The sequence below is a fragment of the Natronobiforma cellulositropha genome (assembly GCF_025629245.1).
GTDB classification, from domain to species: Archaea; Halobacteriota; Halobacteria; order Halobacteriales; family Natrialbaceae; genus Natronobiforma; species Natronobiforma cellulositropha.
In genome coordinates this window covers 163,960-182,347 of record NZ_JANZXN010000060.1, presented here as the reverse complement: position 1 = coordinate 182,347, position 18,388 = coordinate 163,960, and the positions used below count along the sequence as shown (strand labels likewise).

The 18,388-nt window shown below is 66.1% G+C and carries 15 protein-coding genes and 1 pseudogene; 7 read left to right on the top strand and 9 right to left on the bottom strand.

The features are described 5' to 3' along the window. Nucleotides 1–322: 322 nt before the first annotated feature. Complete coding sequence (locus tag N0B15_RS18225; protein WP_263021135.1) at nucleotides 323–511, top strand: hypothetical protein; 189 nt, start codon at nucleotides 323–325, stop codon at nucleotides 509–511. Nucleotides 512–665: 154 nt separating this feature from the next. Here the strand turns inward: N0B15_RS18225 and N0B15_RS18220 are convergent, their stop codons facing one another. The 6 genes from N0B15_RS18220 to N0B15_RS18195 all read right to left on the bottom strand — a co-directional run bounded on the left by N0B15_RS18220 (nucleotide 666) and on the right by N0B15_RS18195 (nucleotide 9,065). Continuing rightward, the gene (locus tag N0B15_RS18220; RefSeq protein WP_263021134.1) at nucleotides 666–2,810 is read right to left on the bottom strand and encodes a heterodisulfide reductase-related iron-sulfur binding cluster; all 2,145 of its coding nucleotides are present in this window, start codon (nucleotides 2,808–2,810) and stop codon (nucleotides 666–668) included. 55 nt (nucleotides 2,811–2,865) lie between these two features. Continuing rightward, nucleotides 2,866–3,810 carry a ketopantoate reductase family protein gene (locus tag N0B15_RS18215; RefSeq protein WP_263021133.1) on the bottom strand — a complete coding sequence of 315 codons (945 nt, stop codon included), beginning with the start codon at nucleotides 3,808–3,810 and terminating at the stop codon, nucleotides 2,866–2,868. Nucleotides 3,811–3,884: 74 nt separating this feature from the next. After that, on the bottom strand, nucleotides 3,885–4,223 hold the full coding sequence (locus N0B15_RS18210) for a DUF7130 family rubredoxin-like protein (protein ID WP_263021132.1): 339 nt from the start codon (nucleotides 4,221–4,223) through the stop codon (nucleotides 3,885–3,887). Nucleotides 4,224–4,261: 38 nt separating this feature from the next. Beyond that, on the bottom strand, nucleotides 4,262–4,726 hold the full coding sequence (locus N0B15_RS18205) for a GspH/FimT family protein (RefSeq protein ID WP_263021131.1): 465 nt from the start codon (nucleotides 4,724–4,726) through the stop codon (nucleotides 4,262–4,264). A gap of 300 nt (nucleotides 4,727–5,026) precedes the next feature. Further along, complete coding sequence (locus N0B15_RS18200) at nucleotides 5,027–8,644, bottom strand: DNA polymerase II large subunit (protein ID WP_263021130.1); 3,618 nt, start codon at nucleotides 8,642–8,644, stop codon at nucleotides 5,027–5,029. A 1-nt stretch (nucleotide 8,645) separates the two neighbouring features. Further along, nucleotides 8,646–9,065, bottom strand: coding sequence for a PPC domain-containing DNA-binding protein (locus tag N0B15_RS18195; protein ID WP_263021129.1), 420 nt, complete (start codon nucleotides 9,063–9,065; stop codon nucleotides 8,646–8,648). 323 nt (nucleotides 9,066–9,388) lie between these two features. Between N0B15_RS18195 and N0B15_RS18190 the strand changes: the two genes are divergently transcribed. The 6 genes from N0B15_RS18190 (at nucleotide 9,389) to N0B15_RS18165 (ending at nucleotide 16,137) form a co-directional block, all read left to right on the top strand. Then, nucleotides 9,389–11,089 (top strand): ABC transporter substrate-binding protein, encoded by a 1,701-nt coding sequence (locus tag N0B15_RS18190; protein WP_263021128.1) that lies wholly within the window; start codon nucleotides 9,389–9,391, stop codon nucleotides 11,087–11,089. Nucleotides 11,090–11,402: 313 nt separating this feature from the next. Next, the gene (locus tag N0B15_RS18185) at nucleotides 11,403–12,401 is read left to right on the top strand and encodes an ABC transporter permease (protein ID WP_263021127.1); all 999 of its coding nucleotides are present in this window, start codon (nucleotides 11,403–11,405) and stop codon (nucleotides 12,399–12,401) included. A gap of 1 nt (nucleotide 12,402) precedes the next feature. Beyond that, the gene (locus N0B15_RS18180; RefSeq protein ID WP_263021126.1) at nucleotides 12,403–13,395 is read left to right on the top strand and encodes an ABC transporter permease; all 993 of its coding nucleotides are present in this window, start codon (nucleotides 12,403–12,405) and stop codon (nucleotides 13,393–13,395) included. Between the two features lies 1 nt (nucleotide 13,396). After that, nucleotides 13,397–14,524: an ABC transporter ATP-binding protein gene (locus N0B15_RS18175; RefSeq protein WP_263021125.1), complete on the top strand. Its 1,128-nt coding sequence runs from the start codon at nucleotides 13,397–13,399 to the stop codon at nucleotides 14,522–14,524. Beyond that, on the top strand, nucleotides 14,517–15,863 hold the full coding sequence (locus N0B15_RS18170; RefSeq protein WP_263021124.1) for an ABC transporter ATP-binding protein: 1,347 nt from the start codon (nucleotides 14,517–14,519) through the stop codon (nucleotides 15,861–15,863). The genes N0B15_RS18175 and N0B15_RS18170 overlap by 8 nt, the downstream gene beginning before the upstream one ends. 94 nt (nucleotides 15,864–15,957) lie before the next feature. Continuing rightward, nucleotides 15,958–16,137 carry a hypothetical protein gene (locus tag N0B15_RS18165; protein WP_263021123.1) on the top strand — a complete coding sequence of 60 codons (180 nt, stop codon included), beginning with the start codon at nucleotides 15,958–15,960 and terminating at the stop codon, nucleotides 16,135–16,137. Between the two features lie 4 nt (nucleotides 16,138–16,141). Here the strand turns inward: N0B15_RS18165 and N0B15_RS18160 are convergent. From N0B15_RS18160 to N0B15_RS18150, 3 genes and pseudogenes are all read right to left on the bottom strand, one after another. After that, a pseudogene (locus N0B15_RS18160) lies at nucleotides 16,142–16,507 on the bottom strand (DUF7974 family protein); the annotation flags it as partial. Nucleotides 16,508–16,516: 9 nt separating this feature from the next. After that, nucleotides 16,517–17,776, bottom strand: coding sequence for an RNA-guided endonuclease InsQ/TnpB family protein (locus N0B15_RS18155; protein ID WP_263021122.1), 1,260 nt, complete (start codon nucleotides 17,774–17,776; stop codon nucleotides 16,517–16,519). Nucleotides 17,777–18,074: 298 nt separating this feature from the next. Beyond that, the gene (locus tag N0B15_RS18150; RefSeq protein WP_263021139.1) at nucleotides 18,075–18,263 is read right to left on the bottom strand and encodes a DUF7556 family protein; all 189 of its coding nucleotides are present in this window, start codon (nucleotides 18,261–18,263) and stop codon (nucleotides 18,075–18,077) included. Nucleotides 18,264–18,388 lie beyond the last annotated feature (125 nt).

The following is an 18,388-nucleotide window of genomic DNA, read 5'->3' as shown; positions in this document are numbered from 1 at the left end:
CGCTTCACTTCCTAGTAACCTCGACAAGTAGCAGCTCTTGCTAGAACCCTAGAACTTACTAGCCAGGGGCTCAGGAGGCCAATTTCGAACGTCTAAACAAGGCCGCAGGGACTATTATCGCAATCACGCCAAGTATATTATAGGAACGCTCTTCTGGCGGAGATTGTTGATACGGTGTTCCGTTGCTAACGCTACTCCGCAAATAGATATCAAAACCCCTTCGACAAATAATCTCACGCTGGCGTGTTGAAGCCGAAATCGCGAGAAGGCTCTCCATCAACAAAGTGCTACACAGGAGCGTACTGAGAAAGTCAAAGCTAAGGTGTTTGAAGAGCTGAAGCGTCTCGATTGCCACGAGATTAAAGAATTCGGCTCTGGTGAATCACTAGATGGCAGCGACTTTCGGTGGGAAATTGCGTTGCTTGAGGCGCCACACTGGGACAACCGCGACGAGAACCTTGAGGAATCGGACGGTGGCAAGCTGATTAGCCATCTCTGGACGACAGCATGACACTACAACTCGACGCAGTATGGCGATTCACCAGAGCCTCTGAAAGTAATTGTACACCAGTTCGCGATAGTTACCCGGAATCCTTTTCCTCCAGAGACCGGCCGAAGCTCACTCGAGTCGGCCCCAACCGTCCGTCATCACCCGAGTCCCACCGTCACTCGAGTCCCGCCCTCTCTTCTACCCCGAGCGCCTCGACCAGCAACTCCGCGACGTCGACGATCTCGAGTTCGTCTTCGAAGCCGCCCGTTTTCCGCCCATCCTCGTACATCGTGGTACATATCGGGCAGGCGACGACGAACTTCTCGACGGCGCTCCCGGCGGCGGTGTCCTCGAGCGCTTCACGCAGGCGCTCCTCGCTGGGGCGTGGCTCCTCGTCGAACTCCATCCAGACGCCGCCCCCGCCGCCGCCACAGCAAAACGAGTTGGCGCGGTTGCGCGGCATCTCCACGAGGTCGCAGCCGGTCGCCTCGATCAGGGTTCGTGGGGCCTCGTACTCGCCGTTGTATCGCCCGAGGTGACACGGGTCGTGGTAGGTGACGGTGTAGTCGAGTTCCGTCCCCGATAGCTCGAGGGCGCCCGTCTCGAGCAGGCGCTCGAGCGCGCCGGTCCAGTGGAGGACGTCGATCTCGCCGTTCTCGTTCCAGCGGCCGTCGAACTCGATGGGCATCATCGGGTCGTCGGCCCACTCGCCGAAGTCGATCTCGGGGTACTCGTTGCGAATCGTGTTGAACGCGTGGGGGTCCGTACAGACGAGCGTCTCGAACTCACAGGCTTCGAAGGACGCGACGTTCTGGCCGGCGAGCTCGAGGTAGAGGAACTCCTCGCCGAGGCGGCGGACGTCGTTGCCGTCGGCGCGTTCGTCCTCGTAGAGGATGGCGACCGAGGCGTCGGCGGTCTCGAAGAGGGCCGCCAGCGAGCGCGCCACCCGCTCGTTTCGTTCGTCGTAACTCGGGTAGTCGCCGACGAACCAGAGGTACTCGACGCTCGTCTCGCGGGCGTCGGCGACCTCGAAGGGCAGGTCGTCGGTCCACGCCCCGCGGGCGTCGGGCGACGCTCCGAAGCTGTTGCCCCGCTCCATCAGGTCGGCGAAGGCGGTCTGGACGCCCGCGTCCACGTCACCCTGGTCGACGAGCTGGCGGTTGAGCCGCGTAAAGGAGTTCAGGTGCTCGATCTCGACGGGACAGGCGTCGACGCAGGCGAGACAGGCCATACAGGACTCCATCGTCTCGGCGTCGATCACCGCACCGCCGTCGGCGACGATGGCTCGCTCGCCCTCGGTGCCCTCTGCGAGTCCCTCGCGGTAGGATTTCAGGTCGAGGATGACGTCCCGCGGGTTGAGCGGGCGGCCCGACGCCTTCGCGGGACAGACCGCCGAACAGCGCCCACACTTGGTACAGGCGTCCTGGTCGAGCAGCTCCTTCCAGGTGAAGTCGTCGACCGACTCGGCGCTCGTCGCCTCGAGATCCGTCGGAATCCCTGGTAACCGGCGGCCGTTCTTCTCGTCGCGGGTGACGACGTTCGCGAACGACGAGAGCATGTGAAACGGCTTGGCGTACGGCAGCCACGCGACGAACCCGAGTGCGAGCAGGGCGTGTGACCACCAGGCCCACCAGTGCAGCGAGGTTGCGAGTCCCTGATCGACGCCGACGCCCTCGAGCGCCAGCGCGGTTCCCCAGCCGACGAAGCTCACCACCTCGAAGGCCGGGTAGCCGGTCCCGAGGATGCGAAGCCCCTCGAGGAGGAAGCCGCCGACGCCGAGGGCGAACAGCGTCCAGATGAACAGGTCGTCCTCGCGCGAGGTGTGTTTCCCCCAGAGGCGGCCCTCTCGGACCCAGTAGCGGCGGTGGATCGCCATGCCGACGCCGACGACGAACAGCAGTCCCATCGCGTCGACGACGAACTGGTAGGCGAGGTAGAAGTCACCGACCCAGAACGACTCCTGGCCGAGCAGTAGTTGCCAGACCTCTAAGTCGACCGCCAGAATCGTGGTCGCGATCAACAGCGTGAGAAATCCCCAGAGGATAAAGGCGTGCATCAGCCCGCCGTAGAGGTCGCGGTTGAACTGCTTCTCGTTGGTCAACGCGAGTCTCGCGGCCGTCAGTACCCGCTCGCCGAGGCGGTCGAGTCGCTCGATCGGCTCCTCGGCCCCGTCGGTGTAGCGGGCGAAGCGCGCGTACACCCCGTAGAGGAAGACCACGATGGCGACCGCCGCGAGGTAGTAAAAGAGGAGTTCCTCGACACCGCTGAGCCCCCAGAACGTCTCTCGAGTCGGCGCCTCGGTTTGCACCGGAACGATCATGTCCTATGGCCTTCGAGCGCACGCTTAACTCTTGTTGCACAGACGGTCTCGAGAGCTAGTTTCTGGTGGCAGGGGCGCCGTCTTCAGGTGAACGCGCTCCTCGCTCAGACTCCCACGCCCGGACCAGCGCGGTCAACAGCCGGTTGGTCGGCACCTCGAGTCCATACTCGTCGGCGCGCTCGCAGACGGTGCCGTTGATGGCGTCGATCTCGGTCCGCCTGCCCGCCAGCACGTCCTGGTGCATCGAGGAGGTGTTCCCCGCCGTCGCCGTCGCCACCCGCTCGAGCGCCGCCAGCGCTTCGCGGTTCGAGAGCGAGACGCCCTCGGCGCGTGCGACACGCGCGGCCTCCCGGGTTGCCGCCCGCGAGACGGCCGCTGCCGGTGGCTCGAGGACGGTCCCGTTCTCGAGGCGTGCGAGCGCCGTCACCGCGTTGATCCCGGCGTTGACCGCGAGTTTCTCCCAGCGCCGCCGGGGCATATCGTCGGCGACGGCCGTCTCGAGACCGCCTGATGCGAGCGCCTCGCCCACCCGCGTCGCCACCGGTGACGGCCCACCCTCGCGCGCGCCGACGACGACCTCGCCGAGACCGGTGCACTCGACGACGCCCGGTGATCGAAGCCGTGCGCCGTAGGTCGCCGTCCCCGCCAGGACCGGCGTCTCGGGCTCGAGCGCCTCGGCCAGGGTGCTCGCCGTCCCCATCCCGTTCTGGAGCGTACAGACGGCGCCGTAGCGCCCCGTCGCGAGTGTCCGCGCCGCTTCGGGCGTATCGGCGGCCTTGACGGTGACGAGCGCGAGGTCGGTCTCGAGTCCCGTAGCGTCCGTCCGCGCCGCCGGAAAGACGTGCGCCTCGAGCGCGCCCTCGAGACGCAGGCCCGCGTCCTCGACCGCCGCCGCGTGGTCCTCGCGGCCGACGAGTGTCACCTCGTGTCGGGGTTCGCGGGCGAGCAGCCCCCCGACGAGGCTGCCGAGGCTCCCCGCGCCGAAGACGACGATCTCCATGGCCAGTCCTGCGCCCGCGCCGACCATAACGAATTCGCTCTCCCCGACGGCGGCCGCTCTTCGCTGGTGCGCTCTCAGTCTTCGGTCCAGTACATCAGGTTCTCCTTCTCGGTGTCGCAGTTCGGGCAGGTTTCGGGGAGGCCGTCTTCGATCGCGCCCATCTCGCCGCACTCGGTACAGCGCCACATCAGCTCGGCCTCACCGAAGCCCTGGCCCGCGCGGGCGTGTTCGACCGAGAGCGCCGCTGCACCCTCGCGGGTCGTCACGAAGAAGCCGCCGCGTTCGAACCCGCGGATCTTCCCGAGTTCCGTCCCCTCCTCGTCGTAGACCGACTGACCGAAGTGTAGCTCGTGGACCTCCTCGAGCGCCTCCTCCTCGCCGCTTCTCGCTGGTGTCTCGCCTGTCTGGGGCATAGCGATCCAACACCGCGGAACCCGATAAACCGGGGGTGTCACTCGCTCGCCGACCGGCCGACGGTCTCCCAGGCGTCAGCCGGGAGGTACACCCGTCCCCCGTCGTTGTAGTAGTAGCGTCCCGCCTCCTCGATGTAGACGTAGCGCTTCGCCTCGGTGCCGGGGAGACTCGGCCGAAACGCCGCGTCGACGACGGCGAAGTGGTCGGCCGCCGGGTCGAACGACCCCGCCTCGCGCAGGTCGAGGACGACCGTACAGACGCGAGCGTCCGGGTAGGCCCGCTCGACGAACGGTTCGTCCCGGTACTCGTGCCAGAGCACGTCGTGTGCGCGCTCGCTCTCGACCGACTCCCGGACGACGCCCGCGACCGCCTCGCCCACCCGAAACGTCGCCTTGCTGTCGAACGGATCGACCTCGAACGGTCGGTTCCGCCTCACCGCCTCGGCGCGCGCCCACTCGAGCCAGTCGGCGACCGCTCCGCCGAACCTGTCTCTCAACCCCATCGGTGTCCTCGCTCGCGGGGTTCTCGGATCGTCGTCTCGCGCTCGAGTGCCAGTGCTACCGCTCGTCGGCTCGTCTCTCGGTCGTTCATAGGACGCTGGTTCCCCAGCGACCTGTGCTGTGGGTGCAATCCTGATAAGCGTTTCGCGGAATGTGGGAAATTCGGCTAGCAGGAGGCTTCTAGGCGCAGTTTCTAGGTTGCGGGACTAGGCTGTCTAGGCGCTAGGCCAGTATCTAGAACGCGTCTGCTGGCGGCGGATCGTTCGGCGCGCACGAGTAAAGCGCCTCGAGCGCCCGCACCGTCACATGAAGTCTTCGATTCCTGACTGTTTGTTCTTGTCGTTCTCGAAGATGCTCTCGAGTGACTGCTCGAGCACCTCGAGTCGCTGTTTGGTGTACTCGCGACAGCCGAACTCCTCGGCGACGGTGATGGAGGTCTGCATGTACTTGTTGACCGAGCCCTGGTGGACGGTGAGGTTGACCCGGCCGCCACACTCGCGACAGACGTCGGTGAGTGGCATCCGGCGGAACTTCTCGCCGCAGTCGAGACAGCGCGTCTCCTGGCGGGAAAAGGCCCGCAGGTTGCCGATGAGGTCGGGTAAGAAGTGGCCCTCGATGACGCGCTCGGCGACGTCGGTCTCGTCGACGGCGAGGAGTTTCCTCGAGAGTGCGAGCTGGGCGTCCATCTTGTCCATCATCGACCCCAGGGTCTTGTACGCCGAGAGGTCCGGTCCCATCGCGATGTCGGTCGTGTCGTGGGTGTGCTCGAAACCGGTGTACTCGCGGTCGGTCCCGAGGGTGTCCTCGGCGATCTCGACTTCGACCTCGCCGGGGTCGGCCATCTCGAGGCTGGCCAGGTAGAACTCCCGGGGGTACTGGCTGACGACGTCCATGTTGTGTGCCTCGTCGTCGATCTCGGAGGGGTCGATGCGGGAGGACATCACCAGGGGTGCGTCCATGCGCCCGCCGCGCTTATCTGGCAAGAAACTGATACTAAAGTTCAGGAGACCGTCCATGAGGAGCATGACGCAATCTTCGTCACCATCACAGTTGCGGCGTTTCGCGGCGTGGAAGAACGGATGCGCGTAGCCGACTGCGGCGCTCGTAAAGCCGATCACGCGTCCGACGGTTGCGGCGGAGGTGTGGGGGGCCATCCCGAACACCAGTTCGCCGACGAGGTCCTGGCGGTCCTCTACCTCGTAGAAGGGCTCGAGTCCGTAGTACTGCACCAGGAGGTCGTCGATGAAGTCGGCGATCTTCATCACGTGTTCGGCCGCGCCGTCCGAGAGGACGATGTCCTGGACGTTGAGCTCGACGAGCTGGTCGTCGTGGACGAGTGGCTCACCGTAGATGTCCTCCTCGTAGCCGAGCGCCTCGAGCTGGCCTGCGGTCACGTCGAGTTCGCTCGCGCGGACGGCGGTCACCGGCAGGTCGGTCATGTCGTAGCGGACGGTGCCGTCTTTGAACGTCGAGACGTCGTGTTTCGCCCGGAGGATGCCCTTCTCCATCGGCTCGGGGATCCGGTTGGTCGACATCATCCCCTTGACGCCTTTCAGAATGTCGAAGGCGTTCTCGCGCTCGCCGACGGTCTCGAGCGCCTCGCGGTACTCGCCGTGGATGTCGACCTCGGCCGTCTCGACGCAGGTCGCCTCGCAGTCGCAGTGGCCACACTCGACGCGGCCCGCGTCGTCGGGTTCGATACGGTGGTCGCAGTCGGGACAGCGGTAGTCGGGTTCGGTCCGACTCCCACACTCGGGACAGCGGTTCTCGTGGCTCTCGGTGTGACACTCGGGACAGCGGGTGCGGCCGATCTGGACCTCGACGACGCCCGGCGTGTCGCTCATCGTCGGGGCGTGTTTCGCCGCCTTCGAGACGTCGCGCTGGGCGCCACCGGCCTCGCCGATGGGAAAGAGGGTGTGGACCGGCGGGCTGAGGTCCCGGCGCTCTGACTTCTCCGGGCGGCCCATCCGGTTGCCGATCCGCGTCGGCGCGCGCTCGCGGACGGTGAACGGGGCGACCTCGTTGACCGCTTCGATGGCGTTCTCGCCGTCGGCCCAGGTGCGCGCCCGTTCCGAGAGGTCTCTCTCCTCCCAGGTGCGCTCGAGGCGAACGCCAGCCTCCGATCCGCGTTCATCCGTCCCGTCTTCGATCGGTACCGGGCGGACGCCGCCGTCGCCGACGGCTTCGCGGATCTCACAGCCGGTCGTGAGCGCGAACGGTTCCCAGTCGTCGACCTCGAGCCGGTCGGGGCGCTGGCGGTGTTCGATGACGATCCGCTCGAGCGCCGCGCGCGTCTCGTCGGTGTGTTCGAGGACGAGCGTCTCGCCGTCGTTGTCGACGTCTCCCTCGCTCACGGCGTCGGCGAGCGCCGAGAAGGCGTCGACCGAGAGGTCGTGCCACTGGTAGGTGTAGGTGGGGTGGAGCGGGGCGTCGAACTCGCGTGCCCACTCGAGCGCGGCGTCGGCGTTCGGGTGTTCGAGGTCGATGCGGGGGTCGTCGGCCATCGCCTGGACATCGGCGCCCGCCGCCTCGAGGTCCTGGATCCACCACTCGGCGACGTAGCCGGCGGGGGCGAGCGGGTGGTTGTTCTCGACGAACTCGCCGTAGTTGACGAGGTACTCGCCGAGGTCCAGGATCTTCTCGACGCCGTTTCTGACCTCGAGTGCCTCCTCGGGGTCGTCGATCCGGCGGACGTCGCCGTTGGCGAGGCGGACGGTCGGTCCCTCGATGGTGTCGACGGGGACGACGCCCGCGGCCTTGCCGGGGCGTTCGGTCTTGATCTGGGTGCCGGTCGCGAGGAAGTCGTCGACGATGTGCATCGTCGCGGGGTGGACGCCCGCGGTCGCGAAGCCGTGGTTTCGCGCCCGGCCGTAGCGCAGGCGGAAGCCGCCGCTCGCACAGGGGTGTGAGAAGACGGGCCGGCCGGCGATGAGGTCTCTGAGGAACTTCTTCGACTCCTCGACACGAATCGGACCGTTCGGCCGGCCGTCTTCGGTCTCGGCTCCCTCGTCGGTGTCTTCGCTTGCCCCCTCCTCGGCCGCGCCCTCCTCGCTCGAGGCTCCGTCGTCACTCCCTTCCTCGCCGTAGGTGCCGTCGATGAGGTCCTGGAGCCAGGGCCAGTCGATCTCGTCGAGTTCGCGCGTGTAGCGCTGGATCTTCGGGGCTTTCAGCGCGATTCCCTCGGCCATCACGAGACACATCCCGCCGCGGGCGGAGTTGGTGTCGACGCGTTCTAAGTCGCGGTAGCCCGAGACCTCCTCGTCGCCGGTCGCCTCGCCGTCGAGCATGATCGGGAGGTTCTTCGCGATGAACTTCGTCTCCTTGTCCTTCGGCGAGTACTGGAGACCGGTCTCTGTGTCGTAGAGGGCGACCTCCTCGGCGTAGCGTTCGATCTCCTCCGTTCGGGCGACGTACTGTTCCATCCCGACGAGCGCGCGGGTGTAGTCGGCCACCAGCACCGAGAGCGCCTGGGCAGTGCCACCCGCCGAGCGGATCGGCCCGGCGTAGTAGACGTTGACGAACTCGCTGCCGTCGTCGTTCTCCAAAATTTCGACCTTGTCGATGCCCTCGATGGGTGCGGCGACGACCCCTTCGGTGAGCAGGGCGACCGCCGTCCGGACCGCGCCTTCGATCTTGCCCGCTTTCGTCTCGTAGTCGCCGACGGTCCCGTTCGCGAAGTCCTCCGCCAGCGCGAGCGCGGCCTCCTCACGGGACATCTGCGTCTCGAGTTCGCGCACCCGCTCGGCGACGCCCTCGATGCCGAGGATGTTCTCGACGCGGTCGGCCATGTCGCGGGCGATCGGAATCTCGACCTCCGGTTCGGGGTCGCCTCCGCGGGCCCGGGCGCGCTGGGCGAGGTCCATCGCCTCCTCGAGTCGCTCCTCGAGTCGCTCGAAGTAGGCGGCGTCTTCGTCTCGCATCTCAGAGCCAGAGATCCAGGTCGGTGGTCTCGTCGTGGGCACGCTCGAGCGGCCGGGCGAACGCCTGGAAGTGGACTTCGCCGGCGAAGACGGTCGCCCGGTTCAGGTGGCCCGCGAGCGCCTCGCCGTCGGGCCGCGAGAGGACGGCGTGGGTGTGGGCGAAGCGCTCGCCGTCGAGCAGGGCGACGTTGCCGACGCAGCTCGCGACCTCGAGCGGTTCGTCGACCTCGATCGGGTAGTACTCGAGGTCGTTCTGGTCGTAGAACCAGAGTTCGGCGTCGCTGACGGCTCCGAGGGCGCTGAACCAGCCGGCGTCGGCGTCGACGGCGTCGGCGAGCGCCTCGATCTCTGTGCGCCAGTCCGCCCCGGTCTCGAGGCGGGCGACGTACGTGCCTACCGACTCGACCTCCCTGTAGTTCATACGGACACTCATTGCGGTACGACCGAAAAAGCGCTCCGGTCTCGGCGACCGTCACGCCGCGCTCGCTCACTCGCTCGAGTTTCGCCGCTGCGTCTCCCTCCACACTCGTCCTCGCACGAGACCGAGACGGAACGACACGGCCCGAGACTGGCCGACCGACGAACACGCCAGGTTCGCGCGTTCTCGCCCGGATCTGTGGGACGACTCACAGACCTGTGCGAGTAATGTTCTCGTTACTCGCACCCCGTCGGTCGGTTTCGAGCCATTGGGGTCGGTATTGCGGCGGATAACAAAGTGCGTCTGGCCGAATCGACTCCGGTACGATGGCACGCAGATTCTCGGGTGTGACGCGCAGGCGGGTGCTCGCCAGCGGTGTCGCGGTGTCGGCGGGACTCGTCGCGGGGTGTATCGGCGAGGAAGACGGTGCCGGCCCGGCCGACACCGACGACGTCGGCGACGCCGAGGAGGGCGACGACATTCTCGATCCCGAAGAGTACGACTACGACCGCGAGGAACCGGACGACGAGGAGGCCGCGATGGCGAGTTCGCTGCTCTACACGCAGGAACTCGAGCGCGCCGAGGACTTCGACCCGGTCGTCTCGAACGACGCCTACAGCATGCAGGTGGCGACGCTGATCTACGACGGTCTCTACGAGTACGACTACGACCTCGAGTTACAGCCGAAAGTCGCCGTCGACTACCCGGAGGTCGAACGCGACGGGACGCGGTTCCTCTACGAGATTCACGAGGGCATCGAGTTCCACAACGGCGACGAACTCACCGCCAGCGACGTCGCTCACTCGTTCACCGCGCCGGTCGAAGAGGAGACGCCGAACATCGGCATCTACGACATGGTCGAGGAGACGGAGGTAATCGACGACTACCAGCTCCAGGTCGACCTCGCCCATCCCTACGGTCCGTGGGAGCTGTCGACCCAGGGGGTGAGCATCGTCCCCGAGGAGACCCGCACCGAGGACCGCGAGGCGTTCAACGAGAACCCGATCGGGTCGGGACCGTTCCAGTGGGTCGACTTCGCCCACGGCGAGTTCGTCGAACTCGAGCGCTTCGACGACTACTGGGACGAGCCACTGCCCTACGTCGAGGAGGTTCGCTTCGAGGATAACGTCGACGACGCCAGCCGCGTCAGCGACCTGCTGGCCGGTGGCACGGACGCCATCGGCGACGTGCCGAACGACGACTGGGACGAACTCGAGGGCGAAGACGACATCCGGCTGCACGTCGCCGAGAGTCCGTCGGTCGCCTACATCTACTTCAACTGTAACGAGGGGGCGGGGACGGCAGATCCGAACGTCCGCCGAGGGATCGCCCACTCGTTCTCGATGCTCGACTACGTCGAGACCTTCCTGAACAACGCGGCGATTCCGATCGTGACGCCGACCTCACGGATCACCAACGAACTGTGGGACTTCCCCATCGAGGAGTGGGAGGAGACCTATCCGGGCTACGACCCGGAGACCGCCCAGGAACTGCTCGACGAACACGCCCCGGACGACTGGAACCCGACGTTCATCGCGCCCGACGACGAGCGGGCGGCGCTCGCAGAGCGCGTCGCGACCCGGATGGGCGAGATCGGCTACGACATGCAGGTGCAGACGATGGACTTCGGGACGATGCTCGACAACACCATCTACAGCGACGGCGATCCCGACGACTACGAGCTGTACGTCGTCGGCTGGACCGGCGGCCCGGACCCCGACCAGTACCTCTACTCGAACTTCCACGAGAGCCAGGAGAGCATCAACCAGGGCCACTTCTACGAGGGCAGCGAGGACTTCCACGACAACATCCTCGCCGCCCGCGAGTCGGCCGACCAGGACGAACGCGAGGAACTCTACACCGAGGTGATCACCGAGATCATCGAGGAGCTTCCGGCGATGCCCGCCTACACCGAGCACAACTCGATGGCGACCCAGGACCACGTCATGGACGTCCACGTCCACCCCCAGATGCAGTACAACCCACACCTCGTCTCCGAAGACGGCAACGTCTGGGTCGAGGACTGAGAATGTGTGTTGTGACGCCGTATCCGTCTCCGGTTCCAGGGCGCTGGGTAGCCGGACCGGTACGAACTCACAACAGACGGCCTGATGGCCGACGAGCGAGGCGGTCGCGCGCTCGCCCACCCGGCGGTGCAACGGGAACCGGCTCTTGTCTGCGCGCACACGCCGGGTCTCGAGTCAGCCGCCCGCACACACGCGCTGCGGCTCGAGCCAGCCGCCCGCACCCGCACGCCGCGGCTCGAGTCAGCCGCCATCCCCATCCGCACGCCGGGGATCGAGCCAGCCGCCATCCACAGATACCACACTCGAGACTGCCATGAGACTGCTCCGCTACACGCTGTACCGGCTGCTCCAGGCGATTCCCGTCCTGATCGGCGTCACCCTCATCACGTTCGTCCTCGCGAACCTGGCACCCGGTGATCCCGTCCGGTTCATGCTCCACGGCCAGGAGGTCGACGAAGAACTCATCCGGACCGTCGAACGCCGGTACGGCCTGGACCGGCCGCTCCACGAGCGCTACCTCGTCTACATGGGCGGCGTCCTCCAGGGCGACTTCGGCCACAGCATCCACCGCAACCGGCCCGTCCTCGACCTGATGCTCGCGCGCATCGGCCCGACGCTGTTGCTCGTCGTCTCGGCCTACGCCTTCGCGCTCGCGACCGCGATTCCCCTCGGCATCCTCGCCGCCAAACGGCGCAACCAGCCCGAAGATCACGTCTCGAGGATCGTCGCCCTCGTCGGCGTCAGCACCCCGTCGTTCTGGATCGGCATCATGCTCATCCTCCTCTTCGCGGTGACGCTGGGGTGGCTGCCCTCGAGCGGACTCGTCTACCCCTGGTGGCCGCCGGAGACCTACGGCCACAGCGGCTACGGCGAGCACGCACTCGAGACGGTCAGACACCTGCTGTTGCCGATGATCGCGCTCGGGACGCTCCAGATGGCGACGCTGATGCGCGTCGAGCGCACCCAGATGATCAACTCCCTGCAGGGTGAGTACGTCAAACTCGCGCGCGCCTACGGCGTGCCAGAGCGGACGATTCTCCGGAAACACGCCTTCCGGGCGGCCCAGTTGCCGATCATCACCATCGTCGGTCTCAACCTCTCGACGGCGCTCGGCGGGGCGGTCCTCATCGAGTACGTCTTCAACATCAACGGGATGGGACGGCTGTTCCTGGAGGCGATCCAGCAGCTCGACTACCAGCTCATCATGGGCATCACCATCGTCATCGGCACCATGTTCGTCGTCGGCGTCATCATCACGGACATCTCCTACGCCTACATCGACCCCCGTGTGACCTACGGGGAGGAGGAGTGAGATGGCCGTCGGCGAATCCCAGCTCGAGACCGACACCGGATCCAGAACCGAGGTCGACTACGGCTGGCGACACACGGTGTCGACGGTGATGGGCGATACCACCGCGCGGTGGGGGTTTTACATCGTCGCGTTCGTCTTCCTCGTCTCGGCGTACACGATGGTCGACAGCAACCTCGCTCGGCTCACCTTCGGCGCGTTCGAGGACTTCACGTTCGCCGAGTGGCTGCCGATCTTCGACCACCCGGAACGGATTCCACCGCCGGGTGAGGGCGAGAGCAACGTCCCGCCGGCGTTCCACGCCGAGGGATCGATGGCGAACCCGCTCGGCACCGACCCGGCGGGGCGAGACTACTTCACGAGAATCGTCTACGGCGCGCAGGTGTCGGTCTCGGTCGGCGTCGTCTCGACGCTGATCGGCTTCGTCGGCGGCACGATCATCGGCGCGGTCTCCGGCTTCTACGGCGGGAAGGTCGACGACGCGCTGATGCGCGCCGTCGAGACGGTCTACGCCATCCCGCCGCTGATCCTCATCATCGTCTTCACGGTGTTCGTCAGCGGCGGCAGTCCGGACATCATCTACGCGGTGTTCGGCGTCGGCATCGCGTTCATCCCGGTGTTCGCCCGCATCATCAGGAGCGAAGTGTTGAGCGTCCGCGAGATGGACTACATCGAGGCCGCCCGCGCCTCGGGGGTGAAGAACCGAGACATCATCCGCCGCCACGTGATTCCGAACAGCTTCGCGCCGGTGCTCGTCTACGCGACGCTCCAGATCGGCGTGACGATCCTGATCGTCGCCGGGCTCTCGTTTCTGGGCTACGGCGCACAGCCACCGACGCCGGACTGGGGACAGATGCTCAGCGTCTCCCACGGCTACATGCACTCGAACGTCTGGCTGAGCATCTGGCCCGGCGTCGCCATCCTGCTCACCATCATGGGCTTCAACCTCTTCGGTGACGGTCTCCAGGACGCCCTCGATCCACGAATCGACGATTGACATGACAGACCCACTCCTCCGCGTCGAGAACCTCACGACCCAGTTTTTCACCGAAGCGGGCACCGTCCGCGCCGTCGACAGCATCTCCTTCGAGGTGCACGAAGGCGAGATCGTCGGTCTCGTCGGCGAGAGCGGCGCGGGAAAGAGCGTCGCCTCGATGAGCCTCCTGCGCTTAGTCGAGAGTCCCGGCGAGATCGTCGCCGGGGAGATCACCTACAAGGGCCGAACCATCTTCGGACTCGAGGAGACCGCCGACGGCTCGCTCAGCGAACGCCCGGAGATGCTCTCCGAAGAGGAGATGCGCCGGGAGATCCGGGGCAACGAGATTGCCGTCATCTTCCAGGACCCGATGGAGTCGCTCAACCCGGTGTTCACCGTCGGCGGACAGCTACGCGAGTTCATCGAACTCAACCGCGGTCTCTCGAAGCGTGTCGCCAGAGAGGAGGCGATCCGCATGCTCCGCGAGGTCGGCATCCCCGACCCCGAAGGGCGCTACGAGGAGTATCCCCACCAGTTTTCCGGCGGGATGCGCCAGCGCGTCCTCATCGCCATGGCGCTCGCCTGCGAGCCGAGTCTCATCATCGCCGACGAGCCGACGACCGCACTCGACGTCACCGTCGAAGGCCAGATCCTCGACCTCGTCGACGACCTCCAGGAGAAGTACGGCACCAGCTTCATCTGGGTCACCCACGACCTCGGCGTCGTCGCCGAGATCTGTGACCGCGTCAACGTGATGTACCTCGGCGAGATCGTCGAGCAGGCCCCCGTCGACGACCTCTTCTACGAGACCGCTCACCCCTACACCGAGGCGCTGCTCGAGTCGATGCCCCGGCCGGACCTGACCGTCGAGGAGATCCAGTCGATCCGTGGCGTCATGCCGAGTGCGATCGCCCCGCCCTCGGGCTGTCGGTTCCACCCCCGGTGTCGCTACGCCCGGGAGGCCTGCAAGCGCGTCCACCCCGACCCCCGGCGGGTAGCGACGAGCGCCGACGGCGAGACCCACCGCGCGGCCTGTCTCAGACACGACGTCTTCGAGTCGGGCTACGAGGCGAGCGCGCCGCTCGAGCACGCGACGGCGCTCTCAGACCGCGAGGTCGAGCGTCCGCCCGGAGGTGAGGGCGGTGAGTAGCTTCGGCGAGACGCCGACCGGCAGCGACTCGTCCACCGCCGAGCGTGACAGCGAAACCCTACTCGAGGTCGAGGGGCTGAAGAAGCACTTCACGACGGGGTCGGGGCTACTCTCGGGGCTGCGCGTCGATCCGGGGTCGTTCCCGCCGGTGCGCCGCGAGCACGAGCGCGTCAGGGCCGTCGACGACGTCTCCTTCTCCATCGCTCGCGGGGAGACGCTCGGGCTGGTCGGCGAATCCGGCTGTGGCAAGAGCACGCTCGGGCGGACGGTCCTCCGGCTGCTCGAGCCGACGGCGGGGACGATCCGCTTCGACGGCGAGGACCTCGCGAGCCTCGGCGGTGAGGCGCTCCGGCGCAAGCGTGCCGAGATGGGGATGATCTTCCAGGACCCCCACGCCTCGCTCAACCCGCGGATGACCGTCGGCACGATCGTCGAAGAGCCGATGGTCGCCCACGGTATGCTCGACGGCGAGGGCCGCGAGGCGCGCGCGAAGTCGTTGCTCGAGGACGTCGGACTCGAGGCCCACCACTACCACCGCTACCCCCACGAGTTCTCCGGCGGCCAGCGCCAGCGGGTCAACCTCGCGCGGGCGCTCTCGGTCGACCCCGACTTCGTCGTCTGTGACGAACCCGTCTCTGCGCTCGACGTCTCCGTCCAGGCGCAGGTGCTCAACACGATGGCACGCCTCCAGGCGGAGTTCGGTCTCACCTACCTCTTCATCGCCCACGACCTCTCGGTGATCCGCCACATCGCCGACCGGGTGGCCGTGATGTACCTCGGCACCGTCGTCGAACTCGCCGAGAAAGAGGAGCTGTTCGAGAACCCCCAACACCCCTACACGCAGGCGCTGCTCGAGTCGATTCCCGTTCCCGACCCGCGCGAGTCGGGGACCCGCGGGGTGCTCGAGGGCGAGGTGCCGAGTCCGGTCGACCCGCCCTCGGGCTGTCGGTTTCGCACGCGCTGTCCGGTGTTGATCGCCCCCGAGGGCTACGGCTTCGGCGACGCCGAGTGGGAGGCGACGCGCGGGTTCGTGCGGGCGGTGAAACGTCGGACGTTCGAGCCAGCGCCCGCAGCCGAGGTACGCGAGCGCTTCTTCCCGGAAGGCGTGCCGGACGGCGAAGCCGGAGAACTCGTCGAGACGGCGCTCTCGCTCGTCTCCGCGGCGGAACTCGAGGGACTCGAGGAGGACGCCCGCACGGCGCGCTGGCACGAGGCGAGCGAGCTACTGCTCGAGTCGTTCGCCGAGGAGAGCATCTGTGCGCGCGAACGCCCCCACTACGAGGTCGACCCCGTCTACGGCGACGGCGAGCACCTCGCGGCCTGTCACAGACACCGGTGAAGACAGGAGACAGGCAGTGTGTCCGAGACTGCGTCCGTTCACACCGCGCGAGAACGCGTGAAGGGATTACGTCGCTGGGAGGCGTACCACGGCTATGGACGAGACCACCGTCGCGTTCGGCCTGCCGCTGTTGGGGATGTTCGTCGGCCTGGCCGTGCTCGTCATCGGGATCTTTCAGGGTGGACTCACGCCGACGGCGCTGGTCGGCATCGCCATCTCCTTCGTGAGCGTCACCGCACTCGCGCTCGCGGTGAACGCGACGCCCACCAGGTAACGGCTCACCGGAGCGTGATCGTCGTCGTATCCCGCGGCTGGTACCGGTCCTCGTGGGTCGCGACGAACGCCGCCAGTTCGTGCTCACCCGGCTCCGGAAGCACCCACTCGTGGCGGTCTCGCGTCCGCTCGAGTCGCCCGTTCCAGGTCACGCACAGCCGTTTGCGCTCGCCACCGGCGAAGCGGAAGGCGGCCGGGTCGGCGCGCGTATACCGGCGGCGGTCGGTGGCCTCGAGTTCACCGTCGACACGCCAGCCCCAGCGCCGCCGTCTGGGTGTCGTGAGCGCGACGGCGACCGGCAGGCGGTTGCGAAACTCGACGGTGATCTCGACGGGTTCGCCCCGCTCGTAGCACTCGCGGTCGGTGTCAACTACCCCGCCCTAACGCTCGCTAACGCTCGCGTTTGAGGACGGGGCTTGCCCGTGGGACTCCCCTTCTGGCCGAAACTCGGCGGACGAGCTGTCGTCACTCAGGTTCAAAGTCCCGGACTTTAGAGCCAGTTGACCGTGGCTCAACCCCGAGGGACGTTTGCCCTCGGGTACAGTTAGCAATTTCAACCCGATGTTCTTCGCCGCGTTGTAGTCACCGTCGTACTCTTGACCACACTCGTTGCACGAAAACCACCCATCCGAACCACGGTTTGTAGACGATTGGTGGCCGCACCGCGAACACGTCTGACTCGTAAACGCGGGTGGGATGGGTTCGACCGAGATACCGTACTCGGCTGCCTTCCATTCAAGCATTTCCTGTAGCTCGCGGAACGCCCAATTGTGCATCTGACGCTTGATGCGGTCGTTCCCGTTATCCATGTTCTCGCGGATGTGGGTTAGTCGCTCGACGGCGATATACGAACAGTCGTGGGACCGAGCTTCTTCAACGAGTTGCCGAGAAATGGTATGCAGGCGATCCAAGACGAAGCGGTTTTCTCGGCCCGACAGTCGCGCAAGTGCCTGCTTTGGGGACCGAGTGCCTTTGGCTTGGAGGCTCCGGCGGACTCGGAAGTAGTGGTTCTGACCCCACAGTAGTTCGCCACCATCAAAGAACCGCCCCGTACTGGTTACGGCGACGTTCTTCACGTTCAAATCGACGCCCATTACGCGGTCGCCCTCTCGCTGTTCGACCTCTTTCAAGAGGACGATGTGAAGGTAGAACGCACATTCATCCTCGCGGTAGTGGAGCGTTCCCATCCGCTTCTCGTAGTCGTCGTCATCGAGATACGACCGCTGGTAGTCACCGAGGACGTACTCGACGGCAACCCGCCCGTTGACCGTCGAGAGGGTCGCCGTGCGGTCCTTGATGGTCAGCGTCCGTTTGTCGTAGACAGCGGACGACTCCGAAAATTGAGGGAGTGGACGACTGTTGCCCTTCTTCCACTCGGCGACCGTCGATTTGAGACCTTCGACAGCTTTCGAGTAAGCGCGAACGCAGAGGTTCGCGGGAAGGTCGGTTCGGTCCCGTAGGTCGTAGTACACCCGGTCGTGTATTTTCGACTTGTTGAGGATAAGGTAGCCGTCGTCATTGCGGGCGTTCTGCACCGTGTAGTTGGTAGCGTCGTTGAACTGTTCGATGGTAGTATGGAGGTCATCCCGTCGCTCGTCGGGTACGTCGAGCTTAACGGGGACGGTTCGTTTGACCCCCATCACAATTTCACATACAGGCCGGTGTATTATATGCGTTTGGGAGTCGGGTTGCCTGAGAGCGTGATTTTTATCGTGTGTTGACGCGCTTCCTCCCCTCCCTACTCCGCTCGCTCCGTTGAGGAAGGGGCATCCGCGCTGTACCACCGGTGAATCGAGACGCTCACCGCACGGCTGACGACCGACTGAGGGAGGAGCGAGCCGAGGGCGCTCGACACGCTGTGCGGACGCTCCGGCGCAGTGTCCGCCGTCTCCGTCTCGCGGTGTCGGCCGCTCGCGTCCATCGCTCGAGGCGGGAGAACTAGCGCCAGGCCGGCAGCGCCGGCGCCTCGGCGGCGTTCATCGAGAGCCACGCGCCGTCGGCGGAGATGTCGGCGATGACGTACTCCTCGCCGACGCCTGCGGCGTCGATCGAGGCGACGATGGTGTCGTCGGCCGCCGGGACCGTGGGGGCAGGAGCACCAGTGTGACAATTGGTGTCTGATGGCATATGCGGTGATATACCATACCGACGTATAAACTCGTCGAATCGATGGCGCGGCCGCCGACCCGGACACACCTGGTGAGACCCGGTGACACTCGAGCGGTGCGTGCGCTCGGCGTCGGTGGCGAACC

What these genes read in the sequence shown, in the direction of transcription:
- N0B15_RS18185 (WP_263021127.1), top strand. Translation starts at nt 11,403, where the DNA reads ATGAGACTGCTCCGCTACACGCTGTACCGGCTGCTCCAGGCGATTCCC.
- N0B15_RS18210 (WP_263021132.1), bottom strand. Translation starts at nt 4,223, where the DNA reads ATGCCCCAGACAGGCGAGACACCAGCGAGAAGCGGCGAGGAGGAGGCG.
- N0B15_RS18190 (WP_263021128.1), top strand. Translation starts at nt 9,389, where the DNA reads ATGGCACGCAGATTCTCGGGTGTGACGCGCAGGCGGGTGCTCGCCAGC.
- N0B15_RS18155 (WP_263021122.1), bottom strand. Translation starts at nt 17,776, where the DNA reads ATGGGGGTCAAACGAACCGTCCCCGTTAAGCTCGACGTACCCGACGAG.
- N0B15_RS18220 (WP_263021134.1), bottom strand. Translation starts at nt 2,810, where the DNA reads ATGATCGTTCCGGTGCAAACCGAGGCGCCGACTCGAGAGACGTTCTGG.
- N0B15_RS18150 (WP_263021139.1), bottom strand. Translation starts at nt 18,263, where the DNA reads ATGCCATCAGACACCAATTGTCACACTGGTGCTCCTGCCCCCACGGTC.
- N0B15_RS18200 (WP_263021130.1), bottom strand. Translation starts at nt 8,644, where the DNA reads ATGCGAGACGAAGACGCCGCCTACTTCGAGCGACTCGAGGAGCGACTC.
- N0B15_RS18175 (WP_263021125.1), top strand. Translation starts at nt 13,397, where the DNA reads ATGACAGACCCACTCCTCCGCGTCGAGAACCTCACGACCCAGTTTTTC.
- N0B15_RS18215 (WP_263021133.1), bottom strand. Translation starts at nt 3,810, where the DNA reads ATGGAGATCGTCGTCTTCGGCGCGGGGAGCCTCGGCAGCCTCGTCGGG.
- N0B15_RS18205 (WP_263021131.1), bottom strand. Translation starts at nt 4,726, where the DNA reads ATGGGGTTGAGAGACAGGTTCGGCGGAGCGGTCGCCGACTGGCTCGAG.
- N0B15_RS18195 (WP_263021129.1), bottom strand. Translation starts at nt 9,065, where the DNA reads ATGAACTACAGGGAGGTCGAGTCGGTAGGCACGTACGTCGCCCGCCTC.
- N0B15_RS18180 (WP_263021126.1), top strand. Translation starts at nt 12,403, where the DNA reads ATGGCCGTCGGCGAATCCCAGCTCGAGACCGACACCGGATCCAGAACC.
- N0B15_RS18165 (WP_263021123.1), top strand. Translation starts at nt 15,958, where the DNA reads ATGGACGAGACCACCGTCGCGTTCGGCCTGCCGCTGTTGGGGATGTTC.